Origin of the sequence: Pseudoduganella sp. UC29_106, assembly GCF_044055365.1 — a bacterium.
Taxonomy (GTDB): domain Bacteria; phylum Pseudomonadota; class Gammaproteobacteria; order Burkholderiales; family Burkholderiaceae_D; genus Rugamonas.
Genome location: NZ_CP171977.1, coordinates 5,019,259 through 5,043,792 on the forward strand (window position 1 = coordinate 5,019,259; position 24,534 = coordinate 5,043,792).

Sequence of the window (24,534 nt, forward strand, 5' to 3'; positions counted from 1 at the left end):
AAGGTGTTAAATACGAAATGAGAACTATTTTCGGTACGGCTGCATTTTTTGAGTCCGTGGTCTTTTCTTCATTTAACCAGGCTTTTATGTCCATTTTCCGTTATGCCATCGCCTTAAGCATCGTTTTATGGTTTGCGCCACTCGTCGGCCACGCTGAAAGTGCGGCAGCAGAAAACAAGGCAAAGCAGATCTGGCAACTCCTCGACTACTTAGCAGTGGACTACGGCAAGGCAGTGCAGGACGGTCAAGTCAGCAACGCCAGTGAGTACGCTGAAATGCAGGAATTCGCTCGGGCAGCGCAGAAGAGCAACTGAAAGAGCTGCCGCCGGGTGCTGCAACGCCGACACTTGTTCAGCAGGCCGAAGCACTGCGTGCTGCGATCGATCAAAAGGCCACAGCGGCAGCAATCGCCGCCCGCGCCCGCGCCTTGGCGTCGGACCTGGTGGCGGCCTATCCGGTGCCGATGGCGCCGACCCGCATCCCTGACGTTAAGCGGGGCGAAACCTTGTTTATCGCGCAATGCTCCGCCTGCCATGGCGCTACTGGGCATTCTGACGGTCCCTTGGCCGCCACGCTAAATCCACCGCCGATCGCCCTGGCCGACCATAGCCGTGCACGTGAACGCAGCGTATTCGCCCTTCAGCAGATCATTTCGCACGGCGTGGACGGGACGGCCATGCCAAGTTTTGCGCAGCTGAGCGTCGATGACCGGTGGGCGATCGGGTATTTCGCATCGACCCTGTCCTATACGGAAAAAGAGCGCCAGACCGGCGCTAGCCTGTGGACCTCTTCCACCGCATTGCGCGCTGCCGTGCCAAGCCTGGCCAAGCTCAGCGAGCTGACCGAAACCAAACTTGGGGCCGAGGTTGGCGATGCGAATGCGGTCGCAGTGCTGGCTTACTTGCGCAGCGCGCCAGCAATGGCCGCCACATCGTCCGCCGATACTCTGCCATTGGCCAAGGCGAAGCTGAAGGAAAGCCTGGCCGCATTAATGCGCGGTGAAACGGGAGCGGCATCACGTCTGGCGTTGTCGGCATATCTGGATGGTTTTGAGCCGATCGAGCCGGCCTTGGCAGCCAAAAACAAGGGGCTCTTCGAAGAGACCGAAACGACGATGGGCAGATTCCGCAATGCGGTAGTGGCCGGCGACATTCCCAAAGCCAAGGTAATCGAGGTACAACTGCAGGGATTGTTGACCGATGCGCAGACGGCGCTGGCGGGCACCAATGATCCGCTCTCGACCTTCATTGGGGCACTGACCATTTTGCTGCGCGAGGGGCTGGAGGCGCTCCTGGTCGTCGTTGCGATGATCGCCTTCCTCAAAAAGGCAGACCGCCGCGATGTACTGCCCTACGTACACGCCGGCTGGATGACGGCGCTGGCTGCCGGGGGCGCCACTTGGGGCGTGGCCACCTATCTGGTGGATCTGTCCGGCGCTAGTCGCGAGATGACTGAGGGATTTTCGGCGATATTTGCTGCCGTAGTGCTGCTGAGCGTGGGCATCTGGATGCACCAGAAGAGCCTGGCCGGGCGCTGGCAAGCGTATGTGCGCGATAAATTATCGTCGGCGCTCAATAAAAGTTCAGCGCTCATGCTGTTCACGCTGGCCTTCGTTACCGTCTACCGCGAGGTGTTTGAGACGGTACTGTTCTACGCCGCGCTGTGGACCGAGGGCAACGGCAGCTATATGTTAGCGGGATTGGCTTCAGGCGTCGCCATTCTGGCGGTCGTAGCCGCGGTGCTGCTGCGTTCGTCGGCCCAACTGCCGATCAGTCAGTTCTTTGCCTTCAGCTCGGCGCTGGTGGCGGTCCTGGCCACCGTGTTGATGGGTAAGGGGGTGGCAGCCTTGCAAAAAGTCGGTGTTTTCGCCAGTACGCCGATCGATATTCCACGCATAGATGTGCTGGGGCTTTACCCGTCCGTGCAGACCTTGCTGGCGCAATTGCTGATCCTGGCAATCATCGTGGCCAGCGTCGCCTACAACGTTCGGTCACAGCGTCGCGCGGTGTAGTGCACGGCGGCAGTTGCGCCCCCCGGCTAGTCGGACCTGTCCAGTTCGAGCAGAATGCCGCATTGGCGTGCCGGCCGCGTGTCGCCGCACTGCGCTCGCAGCTGTTCGAGCTGCGAGCGCAGGCTTTGCAATTCCTGAATGCGGGTTGCAACGTGCTCAATATGCACGTCGAGCAGGCGATTGACCCCGCCGCAATTGGCGTCCGGCGCATCCCGCAATGACAGCAGCTGGCGGATCTCGTCCAGCGCCATGTCGAGCGAACGGCAATGGCGGATGAATTGCAGACGCTTGATGTGCTCGTCGCCGTAGAGTCGGTAATTGCTCGCTGAGCGCGCCGGCGGCGGCAAAAGACCTTCCTGTTCATAGTATCGGATGGTCTCGGTCGAAGCGCCGGTCGCGGTGGCGAGCTGGCTGATTTTGAGAGGTTCGGCGTGTGACATCGGATTTTCCTGGATTGGCGATCTGCCCGCAATGCGCTTGACCTTATAGTTACTCGAAGGTTTCTAATCTCAGTATAGCGCCAATTGGATTGGCTCACGCGAATGGATCGATATGGACTGTTGTGACGGCAAGAACGAGTGTGGGACAGCATTGCCGACGGTGGACAGCGCTACGACGGTGGACAGCCCTACGACGGCGGGATGCGAGGAGGCGGTCTTTCTGATTCAGAAGATGGATTGTCCAACGGAGGAAAAGCTCATCCGCGACCGGTTCAAGACCATGGTCGGCATTGAAAGTCTGCATTTCAACCTCATGCAGCGCGAATTGACTGTGCGGCACCGGTTGCGATCCACGCACGAGTTACTCACTGGCCTGATCGGACTGGGCCTGGACCCGGTCCTCAAGAACGACTCGCTGGATGGGAGCGCTGCGACAGCTCAGCCCGTCACCGACGTCACAGCCGTTCGGATTCCCGTGTCGAAATGGCTACTGATTGGTTTCTCCGGTTTAGCAGCGATTGGCGCTGAAACCCTGGCATGGACCAGCGGCGCCGATGCTTCCTGGCCAGTCGTCACGCTGGCGTTGCTGGCTATCGCATTGGGCGGACTCGATACGCTGCGCAAGGGTTGGATCGCGCTGCGCCATTTTTCTCTCAACATGAATTTCCTCATGTCGTTGGCGGTCATTGGTGCCGCGGCGATTGGCCAATGGCCCGAGGCGGCGGTGGTCATCTTCCTGTTTGCGGTGGCCGAGATGATTGAGGCGTTGTCACTCGACCGCGCGCGCAATGCGATCAGGCAGTTGATGGCGATGACGCCCGACACGGCCACCGTTCAAGGCATGGATGGAACGTGGAATGAGATCCCGGCATTTCAAGTCATGACCTCGGCGCTGGTGCGGGTCCAGCCCGGTCAACGCATCGCGCTCGATGGCGTCGTCTCGCGCGGCCAGACGACGATTAACCAGGCACCCATCACGGGCGAAAGCATGCCCGTCGCAAAGCGACCAGGTGACGTGGTGTTCGCCGGGACGGTCAATGGCCATGGTGAGATCGAATATCGCGTCAGCGCACCCCAAGGCGACTCTATGCTGGCCCGGATCGTTCGTAGCGTCCAGCAGGCCCAGGGCGACCGCGCCCCCACGCAGCGCTTCGTCGATGAATTTGCCCGGTTCTACATTCCCGCGGTGATGGCGCTGGCCCTGCTGGTGGCGCTCATCGTTCCGTTCATGCTTAACGCCCCCTACCAACCCTGGTTTTACCGCGCACTTGTTCTGCTCGTCATCGCTTGCCCGTGCGCCCTCGTCATCTCCACCCCAGTTACCATCGTCAGCGCGTTGGCGGCCGCGGCCCGCCATGGCATTCTGATCAAGGGCGGCGCCTACCTCGAAGAAGGACGCAAACTCAATGCCATCGCGCTGGACAAGACAGGTACTATCACATGCGGCCAGCCGTCTGTGACCGACCTACGGCAGCTCAGCGACGGCGACGAAGCACCGCTCCTGCGCCTCGCCGCCAGCCTGGCCACACGCTCTGATCATCCTGTTTCGGCCGCAGTGGTGAAGTACTGGGCCGGCACCGCGCAGGGCGGAGACGTGCACGACGTCACTGACTTCATAGCATTACCCGGACGTGGGGTCATTGGTACGATCGAAGGCCAGTCTTACTGCTTCGGCAACTATCGCATGATGCAGGAACGGGGCCTATGTGATGACGCGCTCACGGCCGCGCTGGAGGAGTACGAGCGGTGCGGTAAGAGTGTGGTGGTGTTGAGCTCGGTTACGGCGCCGCTTCTCTTGCTGGCGGTGGCGGACACCCTGCGCGCGAGCAGTGCTGCCGCGATTGCGTCAATACGTGCACTTGGCGTGCATGTGGCGATGCTGAGCGGCGACAATGCACACGCCGCCAACGCAATCGGTCAGCAGGCCGGTATCGCGGATGTCCGTGCCAACCTGCTTCCGGAGGACAAGCTTGCGGCCATCCGTGAACTGCGCGGGCAATACGGCTGTGTCGGTATGGTGGGTGATGGCATCAATGACGCGCCTGCACTGGCCAGCGCCGATATCGGCTTCGCCATGGGGGCGGCTGGTTCCGACACGGCGCTCGAGACCGCCGACGTGGCGTTGATGGATGACGACCTGCATAAGCTCCCCGCCTTCCTGCGCCTGAGCGCGCGGACACGCACGGTGCTTCTTCAGAACATCGCACTGGCGCTATCGATTAAGGCTCTATTCTTGCTGCTCGCGTTGACCGGCCAGGCGACATTATGGATGGCGGTGTTTGCCGACATGGGCGCCAGCCTGCTGGTCGTGTTTAACGCACTTCGTATGCTGCGCACCATAAACTAACGCAACCGTCCCGTTGACGTCTGCGATGTTCAGCATACGGGATTGATATCGGCGTTGCGCGCTTGGCTGGGCGACGAGCCAGCCCACGGCCGCAGCCGCGACAGCGGCTTCAAGCGCTCCCCCCAACAGGCTAAATCAGCATGTCGAGCGTGAATAAAATAATGAAGCCCAAGAAGAACATCGCTGTCTGCAGGGGCGTCTCCGGCTCCTCATGGGCCTCGACCAGCAGTTCTTCCGTGACGAGGTAGAGGAGCGCGGCGACGCCAAATGCGAGCATGGCATCGACATAGGCCGGTTGTACGTGGTTAAGCACGGCGGCGCCGGCAACAGCGCCCGCGAGCAACACGAGGGCCAGGCAAGCGCATGCACCAACGATGTCGCGCCTACCTTTCCCGATCTTGCCGAGCGACGTCGCACACGAAACTCCCAGGAAGAAGAGCTCGAGGACCAGCGCAATGGTTAGCAATGTCCCCTGCCGCTGACCCGCCGCGAACGATAAGCCGATCAGCATGCCATCCAGCGCTACATCGACGCCCATCGCTGTCATCAAGCCGCGCGGGTCCCTTCCCGCGTCGCTGCCGGCATTTTGATCGCCCGCCCACTTCAATGCAAGCATAACGGGGACACCAAGGGAAAATCCCGCTACGGTTACCCAAGGCATACGGCGGTGCACCAGGTCCGGCAGCAGTTCGGTCGCGAGTACGCAAAAAATCACGCCCGCAGCCAAATGTTGCACGGCACTGCGTACTGCCGCGCTCGGCGTGCGGATAAAGGTCACGCCCCCGCCAACTAGCACGGCAGCGGCCGGAAACAGCGCAAATGCCGTCACGCCCGAGAGCGACGTGTTCACGGCGGCGCTCCTTCGCTTGCGGCTTGGCCGCTGGCGACAGCCGGCGCACTCGTCTTAGTCATCGTCAAGGCCGCGCTGTCGCCGTCCGGATCGTGGAACGCCAGCAAGCGCAATGCGTTGATGACCACTAGCAAAGTTGAGCCTTCGTGGAACAACACGGCTGTGCCGATGTTCAGGCCGAGCATGGTTGCCGGGATCAGGACCGCCACCACTCCGAGGCTGACCCACAGATTCTGCTTGATGATCCGGCTGGTCTGGCGCGACAGGCCGACGACAAACGGCAGCTGGGTCAAGTCGTCCCCCATCAGCGCGACGTCGGCAGCTTCCAGTGCCACGTCCGAACCTGCGGCGCCCATCGCGATCCCGACGGTCGCATTGGCCATGGCAGGCGCGTCGTTAACGCCGTCGCCCACCATTGCGACCTTGCCGTGCTGCTCTCGCAGTTTTTTGATCGCGTCGACCTTCTGTTCCGGCATCAGATCGCCCTGGGCCTCCGTCAGGCCAACAGATTTAGTCACGGCATCGGCAACCTGCTGATTGTCGCCGGAAATCATGATCAGGGTTTTGATCCCTAACGCGTGCAGGCGCGTCATCACTGATGCGGCTGCTTCGCGCGGTGTATCCATTACGCCCAGCGCACCAAGGAAGGTGTCGCCGCTACGCACAATCATGGTTGTACGCCCATCCATCATCAGTTGTTCATTCGCTTTTGCCAGCGCCTCCGGCAGCGCGGTCCCGGGAAGTTCGGAAAACAGCACCGGTTTGCCAATGTACACAACTTGACCATCAACGGTAGCTTGGATGCCCCGTCCCGTGATGCTCTTAATGTTGCTGGCTGGAGGCACCTGCGCTTGCTTCGGCAGGCGTTCTTGCGCGCCCGTGACGAGGGCGGACGCGAGCGGATGATCGCTATGCGACTCAACCGATAGCACGACCTTTAGCAGCTCTTCCTCGGTGACGCCTCCCGCCGTCACCACATCGGTCAGTTTGGGGCGGCCCTCGGTCAAAGTACCGGTCTTGTCGAACGCAATCGATGTCAGACTGCCGAGGTTTTCCAGTGGTCCCCCGCCTTTGACCAGCACCCCGCTGCGGCCGGCGCGCGCCACACCGGACAGGACAGCGCTTGGCACCGATATGGCCAACGCGCATGGGCTGGCCGCCACCAACACCGCCATCGCGCGATAAAAGCTGTTGGCGAACGATTCGTCGATGACCAGAAAGGCCAGCATCAACACGCCGACTAAGGCCAGCACTGTCGGTACGAAAATCCGCTCGAATTTATCGGTAAACTGCTGGGTTGGGGAGCGCTGGGCTTCGGCTTCGGCCACCATCTGCACCACGCGCGCCATTGTCGACTGAGTCGCCAGGCGCGCGACCATGACGTCGATCGCGCCGGCACCATTGATCGTGCCCGCAAAGACGCGGCTTGCGGCGGCGACCTTTTCGAAGGCGGCGATTGCCGACTTGCAATCCTCCACCGGCTGCTTGTCGACGGGCACGCTTTCGCCCGTCACAGGTGCCTGGTTGACGCTGGTGTTGCCCTTGACGACCACACCGTCCGCTGGCAGCCGTTCGTTTGGCTTGACCACGACGACGTCGCCGAGTTTGAGTTGTGCTACCGGGATTTGCGCGGTCGCATCGCCGCGTCTGATCACGGCGGTTTCCGGCGCCAGCTTGGCCAAGGCTTCGATCGCACGGCGGGCGCGCCCCATGGCAAAATGTTCGAGCGAATGGCCAAGGCTAAACAGGAAAAGCAGCAGGCCACCCTCGGCCCACTTGCCCAGAGCGGCCGCGCCGACTGCCGCGACCAGCATTAAAGTGTCGATTTCGAATCGGCGCGCGAGGATGTTTTCAACCGCCTCCTTCGTCGTGAAGTAACCACCGAACAGATAGGCACCGCAAAAAAGCGCGACCGGCATCCAGTCTGATCCGCGCCCCGCCCGGCCGACCAGCCAGCCCGCCAAGACAAAGGCGCCGGCGAGCACGGCGAAAATCAGTTCCGACTTTTCTCCAAACATTCCGCCATGCGAATGGTCGTGCCCGGCATGCCCATCATCTGCACCGTCGTGTGCGTGCCCGTGCTCGGTATGGTCGTGATCCTTGTCGTCGTGGGTGCCCGGCGCCTGCGGCTTGAGAGCATGCAGGGAATCAAGGTCGTGATCATGCTCTTTTTCTGAAACAGTCACGCGCTCTGCCATAGACCTGGCAGCTGCGCCCGTGTCGGCGGCGCTCGTACTATTTGTTGTGCTCGCGGGCACCTCGCCCGATACGCCGGCGCGACCATAGTCCCGTTCACCCTGATCGGCAAACCTGCCGCCGAGGGATGCAAGCTGGCGAACCAAGTCGACCCTCGATAGGACCTCGCGCTCGTACTCGATCCGGATTGCTCCCGAGGGGGACACTTCCGCTTCCAGCACTCCCTGTATGCAGCGCAGACGATTCGAAAATAACCTGGCGCTGCGCGCATGCAATGGGATGCTGGTGCGGGAGATGTAGTGCCCGTACTTCGCTGTCAGCTCGGCGCCAACGGCATGGACCAGCTCCCGCAACCGCGTCACGGTGATCTGCGCCGGGTCGTAGTGCAGGCACAGGATCGGTTCGCCGGACTCCGACTGTTTCAGGTGCACACGTTCAAGTCCTGCTCGACCCGTGAGCGCCTGGATCAGTCTGTCAACGCAATGGTCCTCGGGGTCGTCGATATCAGGCAGGACCAGTGGTAATTCGAGCCGGATATTTTCTGACTGTTTCATAAGCACCCTCCTGAATAGTTGCGAATTGTCGGACGGGCTGACTCGCCCGTCTGTACCGTAGCGAACCGAGCATTTGCCCTACCCTGCGGCGAATTCCGTCACCGCGGCGATGGTTGTTACGCACACCCGCCCCGGCCCAGTCTTCCGGCCTGGATGCTCAGCGAGACCTGCAGCGGCGCCCAGGTCTTCACTGCAGTCGTGCTGCCGGCCCTGGGCGGTATCGGATCCCGCCAACGGGCCAACGCTAAGCAGGGTGCCGGCAGCGGGAATCGCTTTCCCTTTGCCCTTCCGACCGTTGCTAGTGACGGCCAGAAGAATGAATTTCAACGACACACAAGCGCCAGGCGTCCGTATCCCGTTGGAAGCCAACTTTCTCGCAGACCGGGCCGTAGAGTTCCATTTTCCGTCGAAGGTTGCTTTCGGCCTGAGCGGACAATTGCGCATCGGACACGCATCCAGCACTGAGCAGTGCAGGTAAAGCCAATATTAGTGCTCGCATGATCTGTATCTCCTAGTTATGCATTAACCAACACCACTCCATTTCGGCGTCGGCGCGGACTCGGCTGGGACAAGGCGTTCCAGGTATTGAAGTCCTCCTCGTGTCCAACCAGCTTCGTCACCGCAGAAGCTCCGTCAGGAGCCGCGCCATACGCCATACCCAAATCCCGAGCACTAAAGCTGCGGCAATCCAGTCAATCTGGCCCCAATTGGAGATAAGGGGCAGCCATGCCGCAAGCGCCGACAAGCCTGCGCACAACAACGCGCAGTGGCTGTCCTTAATGCGCTCGTGATCTTCGATTCCGTCTCCTTTACGCGTGTTGATGAAGAGTGCGGCCGCTATGCCTCCGGGCAGCGCCCATAGCGTCGCAAGGGGCACCGAAACGGCCGCCCCGTGTGCGACGACATGGGCAACTTGAAAAAACGCCATGAAATACGCCGCACATCCGGCGATAACCAGCACATCCAAACCGCCCAATAAGCGTTGCTGCGGCGCCGGCATTGGTTTGCCATCCGAACGGCCATTGATGTCTTGCGTTTGAACTAGGACATTTAATAGCCAGTGCAGACTGCTTACTGCAAGCGCCACCGAACCGATTTGGGCGCTTCCTGCCAACGCCGCCCCGCACGCCACGACATTGGCCAAAATGCTCCGTAGCCTTTGCTGCATATACACAGTGAATCACGCAGGCATGGGCACCGGACTGCTGATTGCCTCCTCATCATCGCGACCATGTGCCAGGCGGTAGAGCAACGGCAGTACGAGCAAGGTCAGCGCAGTAGATGACAAAATCCCGCCAATCACGACGGTTGCCAAGGGGCGCTGAACCTCGGCGCCGGTTCCTGTCGCCAGTGCCATGGGCACGAACCCGAGCGACGCTACCAAGGCGGTCATCAAAACTGGTCTGAGTCGGGTCACAGCACCATTGGTGATCGCGTCGTCCACCGACATGCCTTGTTCGCGCAATGTGCGGATGAAGGAAATCATGACCAGGCCGTTGAGGACGGCAACGCCAGACAGTGCGATGAATCCCACCGCCGCCGAAATCGACATCGGAATCCCTCGGGCCGCAAGCGCAACAATGCCGCCAGTCAGGGCAAACGGGATGCCGGTGAACACCAGCAGGCCATCCTTGACGTTGTTGAACATCACGAACAGCAGGATAAATACCAGAAATAACGCCAATGGCACCACGATTAGCAGGCGCGCCTTCGCTGACTGCAGCTGTTCAAACGTGCCGCCCCAACTGGTCCAGTAGCCTGGCGGGATCTTTACCTGCTGATTGATGGCTTCTTCTGCCTCGGGGACAAAACTTCCGATGTCGCGCCCCCGGACGTTGGCGCTGACGACGATACGGCGCTTGCCATTTTCCCGACTAACCTGGTTCGGGCCAGGTGCCATCGATAGGGTTGCCACCTCCGATAATGGAATGAAGCCAGGACTGCCGCCGCCGGCCACCGCCGGCAAGGATACCGGCAAACGGTTGAGCGCATCGAGGTCGCTGCGTTGCTGTTCCGGCAGACGGACCAGGATGTCGAAGCGGCGGTCGCCTTCGAACATCGTCCCGGCTTCCTGCCCGCCGGTAGCGATGGACAGCGTATCCTGCACATCGCCAATGTTCAGGCCATAACGCGCCGCCTTTTCGCGGTCGATAGCCACGCTTAACATCGGTAGCCCTGTGGTCTGTTCGACTTTGACTTCGTCCGCGCCGGGGACGCGCGACAACGCGTTCGCGACCTGTTTGGCAGTGGCATTGAGCACTTCCATGTCGTCGCCAAAGATTTTCACCGCTACGTCGCTCCGCACGCCCGAAATGAGTTCATTGAAACGCAACTGGATAGGCTGCGAGAACTCATAGGCGTTGCCAGGAAAGCGATCCGCCTCTGCCTGGATGTCGCTTAGCAGCTGCGCGCGGCTGCGGCGTGGCTGCGGCCACTGCGACTCCGGCCTGAGCATGATGTACCCGTCCGAAATATTGGGCGGCATCGGATCGGAAGCGATTTCCGCTGTGCCCGTGCGTGCAAACACACGCTCGATCTCCGGGAACTTCTTTTTCAGGCCTGCCTCTAACTGCTGCTGCAAGGCGACCGATTGAGTAAGGCTGGTGCCGGGGATGCGCAGCGCCTGGATGGCAATGTCCCCTTCGTTTAGGCTTGGCACGAATTCGCTGCCTAAGCGCGTGGCTAGCAGGCCGGACAAGACTACCAGGACGACCGCTGCCGTAACCACCACAGCACCGTTGCGCAGCGTCATGGCCAGTAGCGGCTCATAGTAGCGGCGGGCCATTTGCATCAGGCGATTTTCCTTTTCGCCGACCCGCTTGCCGATAAAGAGCGCGACCGCTGCGGGCACGAACGTGACGGAGAGAATCATGGCGCCAATCAAGGCTGCCACCACAGTGAAGGCCATCGGATGGAACATCTTGCCTTCCACACCGGTGAGCGCAAAGATCGGCAGGTAGACCACCATGATGATCAACTGGCCGAACATCAGCGGGCGACGCGCCTCCTGCGCCGCGGCAAACACTTCGTGGAAGCGTTCGTTCAGCGTCAGCTCACGACGGTGATGCTCCTGCGCGTGAGCAAGCCGCCGGACACAGTTTTCCACGATGACCACGGCGCCATCAATGATGATCCCGAAGTCGAGTGCCCCAAGGCTCATCAGATTGGCGCTGACATGGTATTGCACCATTCCGGTAAAAGTGAACAGCATGGACAGCGGAATGACCATGGCGGTGATGACGGCCGCCCGGAAGTTCCCGAGGAACAGGAACAGGATCGCAATGACCAGCACCGCCCCTTCCAGCAGGTTCTTCTTCACGGTGGCAATCGCCTTATCGACCAGAGCGGTGCGGTCATAGACCGTCACTGCCTTGACACCAGGTGGCAGCGAACGGTTGATCTCCTTCATTTTGCGGTCGGCCGCCTGCGCCACCACGCGGCTGTTTTCGCCGATAAGCATGAACACGGTACCGAGCACGACTTCGCGGCCATTCTCGGTGGCCGCACCGGTGCGCAACTCGCGGCCCAGTCCAACCTCAGCCACGTCGCGGATGCGAACGGCTACACCCTGCACGGAATGCAGAATCGTATTGCGAATGTCGTCGATACCCCGCACTTGGCCCGGTGCTCGGATCAGGTACTGCTCCCCGCGGCGTTCGATGTAGCCGGCGCCGACGTTGCCATTATTGCGGTCGATCGCGGCGATCACATCCTTTAACGTCAAACCGTAGGAACTCAGCTTGGCCGGATCCGGTGTGATGTGATATTCCTTGGCGAAGCCGCCAATGGTGTTGATCTCCGTCACGCCGGGCACATTACGCAACTGAGGCTTGATGATCCAGTCCTGAATTTCTCGTAGGTCAGTGGGCGTATAAGGGGTGCCGTCCGACTTCTTCGCACCTGGCTCGCTTTCCACAGTCCAAAGATAAATTTCCCCCAAACCGGTGGAAATAGGTCCCATCACTGGGGTAATGCCGCCTGGTAGGTTATCGCGCGCCTCCTGGATGCGCTGGTTGACCAGCTGGCGCGCAAAATAAATGTCCGTGCCATCCTTGAAGATTACCGTCACCTGCGACAGGCCATAGCGAGAGATCGAACGGGTCTGTTCCAGGTTGGGCAGGCCGGCCATCACGGTTTCGATGGGAAACGTGACGCGCTGTTCCGTTTCTAATGGCGAGTAGCCAGGCGCCGCTGTATTGATTTGGACCTGGACATTAGTAATGTCCGGCACGGCGTCGATCGGTAGCTTCTGGTAGCTGTAAATGCCGACACTAGCCATCCCCAACACGGCCAGCAGCACGAGCCATCGGTGCTCGATGGCAAAACGAATGATACGCTCAAACATGGTCGTGTCCTCGGTCAGTGTTCATGCTCGGCGGAGTCCTTACCCTGTTCGGCCTTCAAGATGAAGCTGCCGTTGGTGGCATACTGCGTGCCGGCAGCCACGCCGCTGACGACTTCGGTCAGCTGTGGGTCGGCGCGTCCGGTCACAATCGGCCGGGCTTCGACGCCTTCATGCGTCTTGACGAACACACTCGGTTTGCCCTCGACCGACTGAATGGCCTCGGACGACACGGTGACTGGTACCTGCTTTCTGCCTTGTTCCAGAGCGACGTTGACGAACAGACCGGGCCGCCATACTTGGCCGGGGTTATCCAGTACGATGCGGGCCTTGGCCGTGCGGGTCTGCTCGCCGATCAGGGAGCCAACGTAGTTGATCTTGCCGCGGGCTCGTGCGTCGTTAGCGGTCGCCATCACAGTGGCGTCTGCGCCGACGCGGACCATGTTCAGGTCCGCCGCTGTGATCACCAGTTCCACCCATACGCGGGACAAGTCAGACACCAGGAACACGTTGGCGTCTTCCTTGACCGCCTCACCCTGCGCCAGATGCTTTTCAACGATGACGCCGTCAAACGGTGCGCGCAATTCGAAGCGGTTCAAGGCCTCTCCGCTGTTCGGTGTGGCGCCCAACGCCACCAGTTTGGCCCGCGCGCTCTCGACGTTGATCTCGGCTTCACGGAAAGCCTGCCGAGCTTGCAGATAGTCCTGCTCTGCGGAGATCTTGTCCTCCCACAGCTTCTTTTCGCGCTCGTACGTCAAGCGGGCCAGATCCAGGCGCTTCTCGGCCGCGCGCAGCGTGCTGCGCATTTCGGCCAGCTCGGTGCTGGCAATCACCGCCAGCACTTGCCCTTTGCGCACCGACTGGCCCAGAACAACCAGGACACGCTCGGCAACGCCGGCGACGCGCGGCACGATGTGTGCTGTTCGGTCCTCGTCGGCGCGTACTTCGCCGGGCAGCTGCTTATTCGCGATAACGGTGCCTGGCCCGGCAGTGGCAAAGCTGATACCGGCGCGCTGCATCTGCTCATCGCTCAAACGGATCAACTCCGCTTCGCTGTGTTCCTCCTGCGTGACAGCGGCCGCGGTTGCCGGCCTCTTCTCTGCGGCTTCGGCCGCTGGTGTATGCTGATCCGGCTGCCAGGCAATAATTGCTGCGCCCAATAGCGCGCCGGCTGAAAGTATCGTGGCCAGCGTGGTCTTGGTTTTCTTATCGAATGGTTTGAACTTCATGGTGGTCCTGAATTAGGGGGTTACCAGGGCCGCCGGCGGCACAATGCGCTCGAGGTCGGCCATCGCCCGATAGTGCTCGGACATGGATTTGAGGTATTGAGCGCGGGTTTGGAACAACGTGCGCTGTGCATCGAGCACTTCCAGAAAACTGAATTTGCCCATTTCAAAGCCCTTGGTGGCGGCGTCATAAGCGCTGTGCGCGGCGGGAAGCACTTCGCCGCGCAAGTTTTCCAGCTCCTGATGGGCTAACTGTGCACGCTGGTAGGCGTCGTTAAGGTCGACGTCCAGTTTGATGCGTTGCGCCTCGTGCTCGTCCCGGGCCTTGTCAACACGACGACGGGCAGCCAATACATTGCCCTGATTGCGGTCAAACAAAGGCAATGGGATAGAGAGTCCCACCACCGTTTGCGTCCGGCGCGGGTCAGCTTCGCGCTTGGAGCCCAGGACGACCGTCAGATTCGGTACACGGCGAGCAGACTCCAGCGCCAACACGGCCTGCTCGCGTGTCACCTGCGCCTGGGACAACGTCATCTGCGGTGCAGTCTGCGCCAGGCGCCGCAATTCATCCAGCGAGCGTATTGACTGCTGATCCGGCTGTACCGTGTTCAGGGCGTCGATATCTTCTGCCAAGCCGCCCCAGAGGGCAGCCAGGCGTGCTTTACTGCGCTGCAGCTCGCTTTGCGCCTGGGTCAATTCCAGCTTCGCGGTGCTCAACGCCACGTTGGCGCGCATCTGCTCCACCGGAGACACTTTGCCGGCCGTCACGCGCTTGCCCGTTGCTGTCGCAGCAGCAGCGGCCAAATCGACACCTGCGCTGGCGAGACTGCCACGTTCCTGCGCGGTGAGTACGTCGAAGTAAGCGGCCGTGACGTCGGCGCTCAGGCTGGCGCGACGCTGCGTCAATTCGGCTGCGGCGATACCCATGTCACGGTCAGCGGCGGCCATCCGCGCACCGCGTTTGCCGCCCAGCTCCAGCGCTTGGCTGATCTGTATGGTTTGAGTATTGCCGGTTTGCTGAACGCCCTCCGACAGGAAGGACAATTCGGGATTCGGCCGGGCTGCGGCCTGCACGCGTGCGCCTTCCATCACACCCACGTTGGCATGTGCGGCTCGTAGCGCGGCGTTGTTTTCAAAGGCCCTTTGCACGGCTTGCGCTAGCGTCATGCCGGCAATAGCCACGCCCGTGGGACTTTGACTGTAGGGTAGTACACTGGGCTGGGACGGCGTCTGCGCCCATGCCAGATGCGCTGCCAGCCCTAACAGCGAAAAAAGATACTTGGTCTGCATTGGATTCTCCAGAAACGAATAAGGAAGCATCCGGCGCATAGCGCAGTTGCGAACTTATGGTTCGCACCGACCAACTCAAACTATCGGGGAAAGATTACGCGCGGCGCCGGATCAGGCGGCCGCGTGCCACTGAGGGCGCTCTGGAGGCGTTTGGGCAAGCGAATCGAGCGAGGTGTCCCGCTCGGGAGGTGCAAAACCGGACACCGTAAGCTGCGCGGCAGCTGGGGATACGCCGATGATGGCGAAAGAAATATGGGCACACGATGCGCAATCGGTATGCGGAGCGCCCTTCTTCGCCAGCGAAGTACCTGACTCAGCGCTATCTTGCGGCGTCACCTTGTGTTGATGCTGGTGATGACCGAAGTGATTGGCCGCCTTGCCAGTTTCGTGCGTGCAATAAGACGCAACCATACCCCAGCTGATCTGGAGAAGGAATGCGGTGAGCACAGCGAAAAGTAGACGACGAACCATAATGCTCGGATTATACATGGTTGTGAATTAACGTGAAATCAACCATCACGGCGTCGGCGGCGCCGGCGCTTAGGCGACGGGCGGCCCTTTGCTGCCGGCCTCGGTCTCGTTTTGCCACGCAACCGGTCCCAGTTAGCCCACAATAAGACGCCCCCGCCCACCAGCAGCCCCTCCAAGAGGGATATCAAGAAAAGAGATTCGTCGTGGGTTTCCATGAACCGAAGTATCCCACAGCAGCGCACGGTGCTGGCGGCGCACGTGAGTATCCCTTTTGTGGGAACTATGCCAGTTGAACCCTTACTGCCAATTTTGCGATCCGATATTGCGAACCTGCCTACAAATTTTATCAGCGGAAGAAGACCAAACGGAACGGCATCGTGGCCATCAAAGCGGTGGCCCACAAGCTCGCACTTGCTTCCATATGTTGAAGACTGGCGAACAGTTTTCTGTGGGGCGATGCCTCACGTAATCTTCGGAAACGGCCGGTGAGCCAGCAAAACTGATTGGACGCCGCGCCGTTTGCCATCGCTAATTGCTGTAGCAGGAAATAAGTCGTCAGAATTGCAAGCTACAAGGGTTTGGAGCCACCAAGCGGCAGTCAGAGAATAGCCCTTCACTTGGCCACAAGACGGAAGCGAGATGCTTCTGGCGCAGCCGCGCTGCCAGGGAGGAATAGCGCTTCGGATTTCCGCTTGATCCACATGGGTGACTGGTGCGACTCATGCAACCACACGCCGAGGCGCAGGGGACGATTCGTTACTGAGGAACGACAGCATTGGCGATACGCGAGTAACTAATCGCGGAATACAGCGAGGATTTAATTCGTGTTCTTGACTATGGATGATGGCAAGGCTATCACGTGGTGAACGCCGCGACCAGACAACCGATACGGCGTCTTCCAAGCCTGAGCGACCGTTCAATGATGGTGGCCATGTGGACTGGAATTGACGACACACAGACGCCAAGCGTCAGTATCTTGCTGAAAACCAGCCTTTTCGCAAGGGGTGCCGTATGTCGCCAAGCGGCGCTGCATATCCGTTTCCGCTTTGGCCGCCTGCTCCGCTTGAGACGCGCGCCCTGCCACTAGCGCCACGCATGAAGTGATCCTTCTACCATTGGATAGCATACGCTACGTTCGGGTTCCGTACCCAAAGAGCACACTGCCGGCGCCCATGCAACCGGCGGCTGATGCGGCGACCGCTCGACTGGGGTGAAGAAGGAGAACCCGGAATCGCTATGTAATCGGGTCCTACCTTGCGCCCGAGTAGGCAGGTGCTTATATCTTGAAATCGTCGAACGCAACCCGCTGAGCACCAAGCTTCTGCAGCATGTCGCGCGTCGCCTGCAACATCGCAGGTGGCCCGCAGACGTAAAAGTCACAGTTACGGACCGCAGGATGTGCCTGTAATGACTCATCGTGCGCGACTTGGTGCACCATCCCACGCATGCGATTCTCGTCCCGGCCATCTTCATCCGATAGCACGGCATGCCAGCGGAAATTCGGGTGGCGCCGCGCCAGCGAATCGAATTCATCCGCATAGGGCACTTCGCGCATTGTGCGGGCGCCATACCAGAACTGAATTGGATCGTTCGACCCGGACTCAAGCAGCGCGTGGATCATCGCGCGCAGCGGAGCCATGCCGGCGCCCCCGCCGATGAAGATTTTTTCGGCGTGGCCGCGCCGTAACGCAAATTCTCCAAACGGCCCATTGAACGTGACGCGGTCCCCAGGTTGCAGCGAATATACATAGGACGATCCTTTGCCCGGTGCATGCCCTGCGTGGCGCCGCCCTGGAGAGAAACGTACCAGCAGTGTCAGGCAGCCATCCGCATGCACTGGCGGCATGGCCAGTGAATAGGCACGGCGCAGGGGCTGTTTTGAGCGAAATACGGCAGGCAACTCCAGCGCCATCCAGTCCTCGTGATGGTGATCAGGCCGGTGCAAGCCTGCCATGCCGAACTTGTAACGTGGGATTTGCAACTGCACATAGCAGCCAGGCTGGAAATCAGCGCTGGCCTTGTGGTCCGGCCGCAGGACGATCTCGCGCAAAAACGGCGTCACTGCGGTCACTCGCTCGACTGTGGCAGCCCTGCTGGTCATCAGCGCGGCGCCATGGCCCACCGCAATCTCCAGGTCTTCTTGCACGACCATACCGCATGCAAGGCGGTGGCCGCGCCGCAGGCGCTGCTCCGGGATATGCTCGGCGTCGGACGTGGTTGCCACAGGCGCGCGCTGACAAGCGCGAATCTCGCACATGCCGCAGCTCTGGCCACCGCCACAGTTCGAGGGTAACTGGATGCCGGCTCGACCGAGTGCGTTGAACACAGTGTCGCCAATGTGCGCTTCGACGATACCGATCCGTTTGCCGGTCTCGTCGAGCACGCAAATGCTCTTGCGCGGTAACCAGCGCGCCGGCACAAATTCCTGCAGGCGCAGGCTGACGCACAGCAGCCATATGCCTGACAACGCCATCCACAAACCGGCCACGGCGGCTGTCACGACCAGCGCATTATTGAAATCCTGGCGGCCGCTATAATCCATGATGTGCAGCATCCAGGCGATATCAAACCAACGCCAGGTATTATTGCGGCGCTCGAGCACACGGCCATCCTCGCCTGAGACATAGACTGTCGTTGCATCCGTATCGTTGAAATCCACACGCCAGATGGGGCCGCTATGCCGACGGGTCTCCAGGCTGGGGTCTATCATCAAACGCGCGGCGGACGCTGTGCCGCTGCCGGTGTAGTCCGCCCTCGCCAGTTGCGCAGCAATAGTTGGTCCGACAGTAAGCGCTTCGCCCGACTTTGCGCTCACCAGCCACGTGACTTCCTCGCCTTTCAGTCGATACGCAGGCGTGGATCCCAACCAATATGCTTCGACCGATTCGACCGGATGCTTGGCACTCATCAGCACCTCACGCGGCGATAGCAACTCTGCGGCCGGCCAGACTGGCAACGTGCGAGCTGGCGCCCGATGCATCTGGCCGCTCACCACGTGGTGGTCGAACAGGCTCATGGTCAAGCCGCTGGCAAGCCAAATTAGGAATTGCACACCGACCAGCAATCCAACCCATTTGTGTAATTTTCGCAGCATTGGAATCATTGCACGTTCCTCCGACGCAGAGTGAACCAGAGCAACCACAAGCCACTCAGCGCGAACAGGGTCCCGGCAGCGGCCGCTGCACGGAGTAGCGTATTGTTAATGTCGCTGCGCTTGTCGTAGTCCATGATGTGAAGCATCCACAGGAAATCGTAGGCACGCCACAAGGTATGGCGTTTCGCGACGACTTCACCGTTGCTCGGGGAGACATACAGCGTCGTGCCATATTCGTCGTCGAAGTCCGCTCGCCACAGCGGTGCGCGCCGCGTTGCGACTTCCGAAGGCAATTGCCGCAATAACCCAATCTCGCGCAGCTCACCGAGGCCTTGGTAGGCATCGAGCGCCAAGCTGCGCGCCATCGCCTGATCCAGCGGGTCGAGCCGCTTGCCGCTTTGTGCATCGACCAGTCCCACGCCACCAGGATAAGTCACTTCATAGACCACCTTATCGCGCAGACGCTTCAAGCGAAAGCCCGTCATCTCCGAAAATACCGATGCGAGCAGCCCCGGCTGGATTGCCTCCGCCTGCGCCTCCAGCGGCGTCGATTCAACGTGCGACAAATGGTCGCCATGAATGATCTCAATAGAAATTGCGGTCATATACAGGCCGCTGGCCATCCAGAATACGGCCTGGATGCCGACCAACAAGCCGAGCCATTTGTGCGTGCGGCGCGACCAGAATGCTTGCTTCATAAAGTCCCCAGTGATGCGAGTTGCGGTGAACCTGCGGCGCCAGGCGCCGCAGGAAAGGTGGCTTACCTTACATGCGGTAGCTCAGTTTCACGTGCCAGCGCCTGCCCAACAAGTCGTAGGTCATGGTGTCAGTGTTGGCATCGGTCCAGCTCTGGATGAATGGCGCCTTTTTGTCCCACAGGTTGTCGATGCCGAATGCCAGTGATAGGTTTTTGCCAAGCATGCGCTTGATTTGCATATTGTGGTAAGTCACGCTTGGCGCGTGGTCGCCGATGTCGCCGGCACTGGCGTTGATGTCGCGGGCCTTGCCGATGTACTGCAGGCTGTAGGCACCCGACCATTCGCCGCGTGACAAAGTCAGCGTATCGAACGAACGCCATTTGGTGAAGCTGCCTCGGCCACCGGTGATCTTGCCAGCATACGACAGGGTCTCGCCGCCTTCGAATGGCGTGACATCATAATTCTTCAGATATGAGGCTTCCGCATTCAACGAAGCCCTGACACCGGCGAACTGGAACGAATACAACCCGCCGAAATCCAGACCAGAGATATTCTCGTTTGCGGCATTGGCCGGCTGCGCTGACAGGAAGTCCACTTCTCCTGTTAGGCGATTGCGGGTGAAATGCTCGGGACCGCAAAACAGGTGGCTGCGGCCGGGCGACTGGTAGCAGGCGCGCAATTTGGTCGAGCCATCCACCTTGGCGATCGCATTGCTGATCTTGAATCGGAAGTAATCAACCGTTAGCACCAGATCGCGCGCAAAGGCCGGTGTCCACACCACGCCTGCGGTGAGCGTGCGGGCGTCCTCCGGCTTCAGGTTGATGTTGCCACCAGTCGTCGTTAGCACGGTGTTACCCAGCTGCTTATACCCGGCCGGTACACCGGCGTCACGGCAATTTTGGGCGATCACGGACGATCCAGGAAGTGCGCTCCAGCCGCTGCAGGGGTCGGTCGTGGTCAGGTTGCCTTCGGCCGTGCCCCCATATAGTTCAGGGATGCTTGGGATGCGAAAGGCTGTCGAATAATTGGCGCGCAGCTTTAGCGCGGGAACCACCTGCCAGTCCAAGCCAGCCTTGTAGCTGGTGTTTGAGCCAAACATCTTGTACTTGGAGTAGCGCACCGCTGTGTTCAGCCCCAGCGATTCGGCCAGCCAATGCTTGGCCAGCAATGGAATAGCGGTCTCGGCATAGACTTCCTTGGCATCATAGTCACCAGCGATAGGACTTTGCTGATTGGTATTTGCGATGCCCAGCACCGTTAATTGATCCGGATTCAGCCAGCCGCGATCGCGCCGCAGCTCCACGCCGGAAGCAAAGCCGATCGGCCCTGCAGGCAAAGAAAACAGTTGTCCGCGAATATTGGCGGAAGCGCTCTTCTGCTCATTGCCCCCGTGATCCCGCAAATCGGACATGATGTAGCGCAGCACTTGCGGCGTCACATCGCCAAATCCAAGGTAGTCCGCGCACGGGATAGCGGCATCAGCGGCGGTACTGCAAACGGATCGGTTCAGCGTCTGATCCACCCGGTCGAGATTGGCTACATTGGTGGTGGTGCTGACGCCGGTATTTCGGCCGTAGTTGACAGCCACGTTCCAATCCCAGGTGTCCGACAGTTTTCCGTCCATCCCAAGTACCACCCGTGCCGTGTCGACTTCCTGCAGGAAATAGCGAACACCGGCTTCTTGCAGGCGACGGCGCTGCAGCAGGAGGTTTTGGCCCGTCGGGTTGGTCGGATGGTTCGCTGCAATATTGATCGGGCGGTAGACGCCCAGGGAGCCGGGCGTGGCCAGCTGCTGCGAACGGCGGTTGGTGTACATCAGTTCCGCAAACAGACGCTTGTCCCCTTCGAGATTCAAACCGCCGAAGGTACTGAAACTGAGCCGCTTGATCGGGTTGACAGCGTTCAGATACGGATTGCTATTGTAGTTGTGTTTGTCAGCGGAATATCGCTCGTAAAAATTGCCGTTCCCGCCCGGCGTCTGATTGAAGTTTACGCGCGTTCCATCGGCCAGTACAGCGCGGCCACCGATCGTCGATGAGCTGCCGACGCACACCAGCTTGCCATTGGCTTCGCCCAAGCCGCATGGGGCCCGGTCGGCCATATTGACGGAGCCGCTTTCGGCGTAGTCGAGGGCAGTCATCAGGCTGCCGCGCTCACCCGTAATGCCCCACGCCAGACTGGCCGCTTTGTCGCGCGCGTCATCGCGCGTCGTCTGGCCATAGCGTGCCGTCAGTTCCAAACCATCGAAGCCCTTTTTAGTGATCAGGTTGACCACACCCGCCACGGCATCAGCGCCATAAATCGCGGAAGCTCCATCTTTCAGGACCTCGATGCGCTGCACCATGGCCACCGGAATCATGTTCAGGTCCACCGAGCTATTGGCACCGGTGCCGCCACTGACGACCCGGCGGCCGTTTATCAGCACCAGGGTGCGATTAGCGCCCAGGCCGCGCAGATTTACCTGTGTCGTGCCATAGCCATTTTCACCCCAGTACGCATTGGTCTGGTTGCCCGCGAAGCCGGCCGAGGCCGACATACGCTGCAACAGCGTCTCCACGGAGGTGGCGCCGGATCGCTCGATGGCATCCTTGTCGATCACTGTGACGGCGCCCACGCCGGTCATCATGGAGCGGTTCAGACTTAGGTGGCTGCCGGTCACCACGACCTGCTCCAGCTCCTTTCCACCATTGTCTGTTTGGGCACTGGCAGTTACAGCGATACCGGTCATCAAGACGGTATGAACGGCGAACGCCATTCGTTTCTTCTTCAGCAACATCGGAACATCCTTTCGCATCACAACAGCCTCCCGATAGGGTGGCGGCGTCAACGCCGCCACCGAGTCGGACGACGAAATCCATAGCCGTGCGTGGGCACGGTACCAAATTCGGAAATCTCTGACGGTCAGTGCTGCCGTGAGACGGCGCCGTCAGTGGTGATCAGGAAGCGAAGTGACGCGGAGGTCGTTCGAGCCCCTCCGGAATGTAGCCAGGTTGTGAATCAGGTAACGCAGCGAAATGCAGTTCGGAAGATTCAATAACCGAGGCCACCTTCGATGCATTGGGCAAAACAGGCGCTGCGCCGCAGCACGCGACACAGGGAGCACACGTTGCGTGTTCCTCGTCCGCCGTGACGGACACGGCCTTCTTGGCGAGTTTCACGCCATGTGGCGCGCCTTTAGCCAGCATCGACCTTTTGGTGCGCAGGAAGGCTTTCCCATAGACGACGTGCCCAGACTTCGCTGCCAGCCCTGCTGGGCGCTGCTGGTGACTGGCGTTGCAAGACAGCTGAGCCACTGCCGCTTGCACCTGCATTGGCAGGGCAAGGATCAGCAACCACAACACGCATGTCTTGAAAAAACGTATCATATTTTTCGAGTCTAACATGGCTTTTGCGCAAATTAAAAGCAGTTGTTGCAATTACTGCGCGATGCCCCGATCTGCCGCAACACACTATTTTTCGCCGAATTCCGTTTACACGACACCACCAAAAAGGGATTGGCACCGCGCCGCGCAGGGCTTGCACAATGCAGTGCGAAACGGCGCCAATCGGTCTTTATGCGCCAGCCATTTGCTCGCACTGGGCAGCGCAGCTTCGGCATGCCTCGGCGCATTTTTGGCAATGGTCCATCTGGTGTTTTGCGCACTCGTTGGCACAGGCGTGGCAAATATCGGCGCACTGTCGGCAGAGTTCTTTCGCGCGAGGACTCGACCGCGCCATATAGGATGCTGCTACCCTGCAGATCTGGGCGCAATCCATATCCAAGGCAATGCAGTTTGCCAGCGCCGCCACGTCGGGCTCTTTAAGGCAGGCCGTGGCGCACATGCACAGGCATCCGCGCAAGCGTTGCAGGCGTCGATACAACTTTGAAAGGTCATTACATTCATGATGCTCTCCTTGCTAAAGAATGGCCTCGCAACGGCGCTTGGCGCCATCGAGGCATGGGAAGTGTCAATCTCTTTCGATCCGAATTTTGGTGCCGACCATTTGGTGCCGGCATAATCGCCGTGCTGCATATTGTTGATGGCGTTCTTTTGCGCGGTCACGACGTCATCGCAATAGCGCCCTGGCCCGACGTTTTCCAACAGACGCGTGCGCGCGCCTTGGTGTCGGCCCAATAAGGGCACTCGAAAAATAAGAGAGTTTAGGCGGGCGTTTCAACGCCGCCAAGCGCACGGTGCTTGCCGAACGAAGCCATCGTTGACGGCACAGCATTGGCATCGGCACAGTGTTGGGCACCACGCTCAGCGACTTTCCCAAGCGCCGGTTGGACTTGCATTGTCCGCAATGCCGTACGCCAGCAGCAACCGCCAGCTACCGCCGCAGCCCCTTGCAGAGGCACGGTCGCAATCAGTAGCCAGAGGAGCCAAAGGTGTGGAAGCCGTCGTTTCATGATGCATAAATTAGCACTCTACGCATTAGGCAACTCACACAGTACAGCAGGGAAATTTGACGCGCCCAAACAGGTGCAACAAATCCGCAATCGAGTGCGCACCGTCAAAGCATTACTTGCCGGTTACCTCGACCAAGCCCTTCATGCCGGCCTCAAAGTGGCCAGGTTGCAGGCAGGCGAAATCAACCTTGCCGGCGGTATCGAATTGCCAGACGATGACGCCAGACTTGCCGGGCTCGACCGTGGCCTGGTTCGGTTCAGCATGCTCCATCTCGGGAAACTCTTGCATCATCTTGGCGTGTTCTTGCAGTCCACTCATCGAGCCGATGACCATCTCGTGCTTGATTTTTCCAGCGTTGGTGACGACAAATTGAATGATTTCGCCACGCTTCACCGCGATGGACTGCGGCGAGAAGCGCATATTGTCAGTCATGGTGACTTTGATGGTGCGGCTGACCTTTTTGGGGTCCCCCGGCTTGCCAACGGTTGAGTTGCCTTGCGCTTGCTCCGCATGCGTGTGTTCCCCATGGCCTGCATGCATGTCCTGCGCACTGGCGTGCAGGGAAAACATCATCAAGACTGCCAGCGCAGCGGAAGAGATTGTTGGTGCAGCCTTAAACATGGT

General features: G+C 60.0%; 14 protein-coding genes and 1 pseudogene. 2 read left to right on the forward strand and 13 right to left on the reverse strand.

Features of this window, described 5'->3' with window-relative positions:
• Positions 1–86: 86 nt before the first annotated feature.
• A pseudogene (locus ACHMW6_RS25160) lies at positions 87–2,011 on the forward strand (FTR1 family protein).
• 26 nt (positions 2,012–2,037) lie between these two features.
• Here ACHMW6_RS25160 and cadR read toward each other — a convergent pair.
• Positions 2,038–2,451, reverse strand: a complete 414-nt coding sequence (cadR, locus tag ACHMW6_RS25165; protein WP_395400903.1) for a Cd(II)/Pb(II)-responsive transcriptional regulator — start codon at positions 2,449–2,451, stop codon at positions 2,038–2,040.
• Between the two features lie 112 nt (positions 2,452–2,563).
• Between cadR and ACHMW6_RS25170 the strand changes: the two genes are divergently transcribed.
• A complete protein-coding gene (locus ACHMW6_RS25170; protein ID WP_395400905.1) occupies positions 2,564–4,798 on the forward strand; it encodes a heavy metal translocating P-type ATPase in 2,235 nt (744 codons plus the stop codon).
• A 130-nt stretch (positions 4,799–4,928) separates the two neighbouring features.
• On the opposite strand, the gene ACHMW6_RS25175 is transcribed toward ACHMW6_RS25170, so the two are convergent.
• The 12 genes from ACHMW6_RS25175 to ACHMW6_RS25230 all read right to left on the reverse strand — a co-directional run bounded on the left by ACHMW6_RS25175 (position 4,929) and on the right by ACHMW6_RS25230 (position 24,531).
• Complete coding sequence (locus tag ACHMW6_RS25175; protein ID WP_395400907.1) at positions 4,929–5,648, reverse strand: ZIP family metal transporter; 720 nt, start codon at positions 5,646–5,648, stop codon at positions 4,929–4,931.
• Entirely contained in the window at positions 5,645–8,398 is a 2,754-nt protein-coding gene (locus ACHMW6_RS25180; protein WP_395400908.1) for a heavy metal translocating P-type ATPase, read from the reverse strand. Before ACHMW6_RS25180 ends, ACHMW6_RS25175 begins: the two co-directional genes overlap by 4 nt.
• Before the next feature lie 616 nt (positions 8,399–9,014).
• Entirely contained in the window at positions 9,015–9,542 is a 528-nt protein-coding gene (locus ACHMW6_RS25185; RefSeq protein ID WP_395400910.1) for a hypothetical protein, read from the reverse strand.
• Between the two features lie 36 nt (positions 9,543–9,578).
• Positions 9,579–12,743 (reverse strand): CusA/CzcA family heavy metal efflux RND transporter, encoded by a 3,165-nt coding sequence (locus ACHMW6_RS25190; protein WP_395400912.1) that lies wholly within the window; start codon positions 12,741–12,743, stop codon positions 9,579–9,581.
• A 14-nt stretch (positions 12,744–12,757) separates the two neighbouring features.
• On the reverse strand, positions 12,758–13,969 hold the full coding sequence (locus tag ACHMW6_RS25195; RefSeq protein ID WP_395400914.1) for an efflux RND transporter periplasmic adaptor subunit: 1,212 nt from the start codon (positions 13,967–13,969) through the stop codon (positions 12,758–12,760).
• 12 nt (positions 13,970–13,981) lie between these two features.
• Positions 13,982–15,256 carry a TolC family protein gene (locus ACHMW6_RS25200; protein ID WP_395400916.1) on the reverse strand — a complete coding sequence of 425 codons (1,275 nt, stop codon included), beginning with the start codon at positions 15,254–15,256 and terminating at the stop codon, positions 13,982–13,984.
• Between the two features lie 111 nt (positions 15,257–15,367).
• Positions 15,368–15,745, reverse strand: coding sequence for a hypothetical protein (locus ACHMW6_RS25205; protein WP_395400918.1), 378 nt, complete (start codon positions 15,743–15,745; stop codon positions 15,368–15,370).
• A gap of 1,258 nt (positions 15,746–17,003) precedes the next feature.
• Positions 17,004–18,830, reverse strand: coding sequence for a PepSY domain-containing protein (locus tag ACHMW6_RS25210; protein WP_395400920.1), 1,827 nt, complete (start codon positions 18,828–18,830; stop codon positions 17,004–17,006).
• The gene (locus ACHMW6_RS25215) at positions 18,827–19,519 is read right to left on the reverse strand and encodes a PepSY domain-containing protein (RefSeq protein WP_395400922.1); all 693 of its coding nucleotides are present in this window, start codon (positions 19,517–19,519) and stop codon (positions 18,827–18,829) included. Before ACHMW6_RS25215 ends, ACHMW6_RS25210 begins: the two co-directional genes overlap by 4 nt.
• Positions 19,520–19,586: 67 nt before the next feature.
• Positions 19,587–22,295 (reverse strand): TonB-dependent receptor domain-containing protein, encoded by a 2,709-nt coding sequence (locus ACHMW6_RS25220; protein ID WP_395400924.1) that lies wholly within the window; start codon positions 22,293–22,295, stop codon positions 19,587–19,589.
• A 160-nt stretch (positions 22,296–22,455) separates the two neighbouring features.
• The gene (locus ACHMW6_RS25225; RefSeq protein ID WP_395400926.1) at positions 22,456–22,935 is read right to left on the reverse strand and encodes a hypothetical protein; all 480 of its coding nucleotides are present in this window, start codon (positions 22,933–22,935) and stop codon (positions 22,456–22,458) included.
• 1,086 nt (positions 22,936–24,021) lie between these two features.
• Entirely contained in the window at positions 24,022–24,531 is a 510-nt protein-coding gene (locus ACHMW6_RS25230; RefSeq protein ID WP_395400928.1) for a plastocyanin/azurin family copper-binding protein, read from the reverse strand.
• Between the last annotated feature and the right edge of the window lie 3 nt (positions 24,532–24,534).

Bases quoted from the DNA above. Each gene is read 5' to 3' on its own strand.
- cadR (WP_395400903.1), bottom strand. From the start codon at position 2,451: ATGTCACACGCCGAACCTCTCAAAATCAGCCAGCTCGCCACCGCGACC.
- ACHMW6_RS25170 (WP_395400905.1), top strand. From the start codon at position 2,564: ATGGACTGTTGTGACGGCAAGAACGAGTGTGGGACAGCATTGCCGACG.
- ACHMW6_RS25180 (WP_395400908.1), bottom strand. From the start codon at position 8,398: ATGAAACAGTCAGAAAATATCCGGCTCGAATTACCACTGGTCCTGCCT.
- ACHMW6_RS25190 (WP_395400912.1), bottom strand. From the start codon at position 12,743: ATGTTTGAGCGTATCATTCGTTTTGCCATCGAGCACCGATGGCTCGTG.
- ACHMW6_RS25195 (WP_395400914.1), bottom strand. From the start codon at position 13,969: ATGAAGTTCAAACCATTCGATAAGAAAACCAAGACCACGCTGGCCACG.
- ACHMW6_RS25200 (WP_395400916.1), bottom strand. From the start codon at position 15,256: ATGCAGACCAAGTATCTTTTTTCGCTGTTAGGGCTGGCAGCGCATCTG.
- ACHMW6_RS25205 (WP_395400918.1), bottom strand. From the start codon at position 15,745: ATGTATAATCCGAGCATTATGGTTCGTCGTCTACTTTTCGCTGTGCTC.
- ACHMW6_RS25210 (WP_395400920.1), bottom strand. From the start codon at position 18,830: ATGATTCCAATGCTGCGAAAATTACACAAATGGGTTGGATTGCTGGTC.
- ACHMW6_RS25215 (WP_395400922.1), bottom strand. From the start codon at position 19,519: ATGAAGCAAGCATTCTGGTCGCGCCGCACGCACAAATGGCTCGGCTTG.
- ACHMW6_RS25220 (WP_395400924.1), bottom strand. From the start codon at position 22,295: ATGTTGCTGAAGAAGAAACGAATGGCGTTCGCCGTTCATACCGTCTTG.
- ACHMW6_RS25230 (WP_395400928.1), bottom strand. From the start codon at position 24,531: ATGTTTAAGGCTGCACCAACAATCTCTTCCGCTGCGCTGGCAGTCTTG.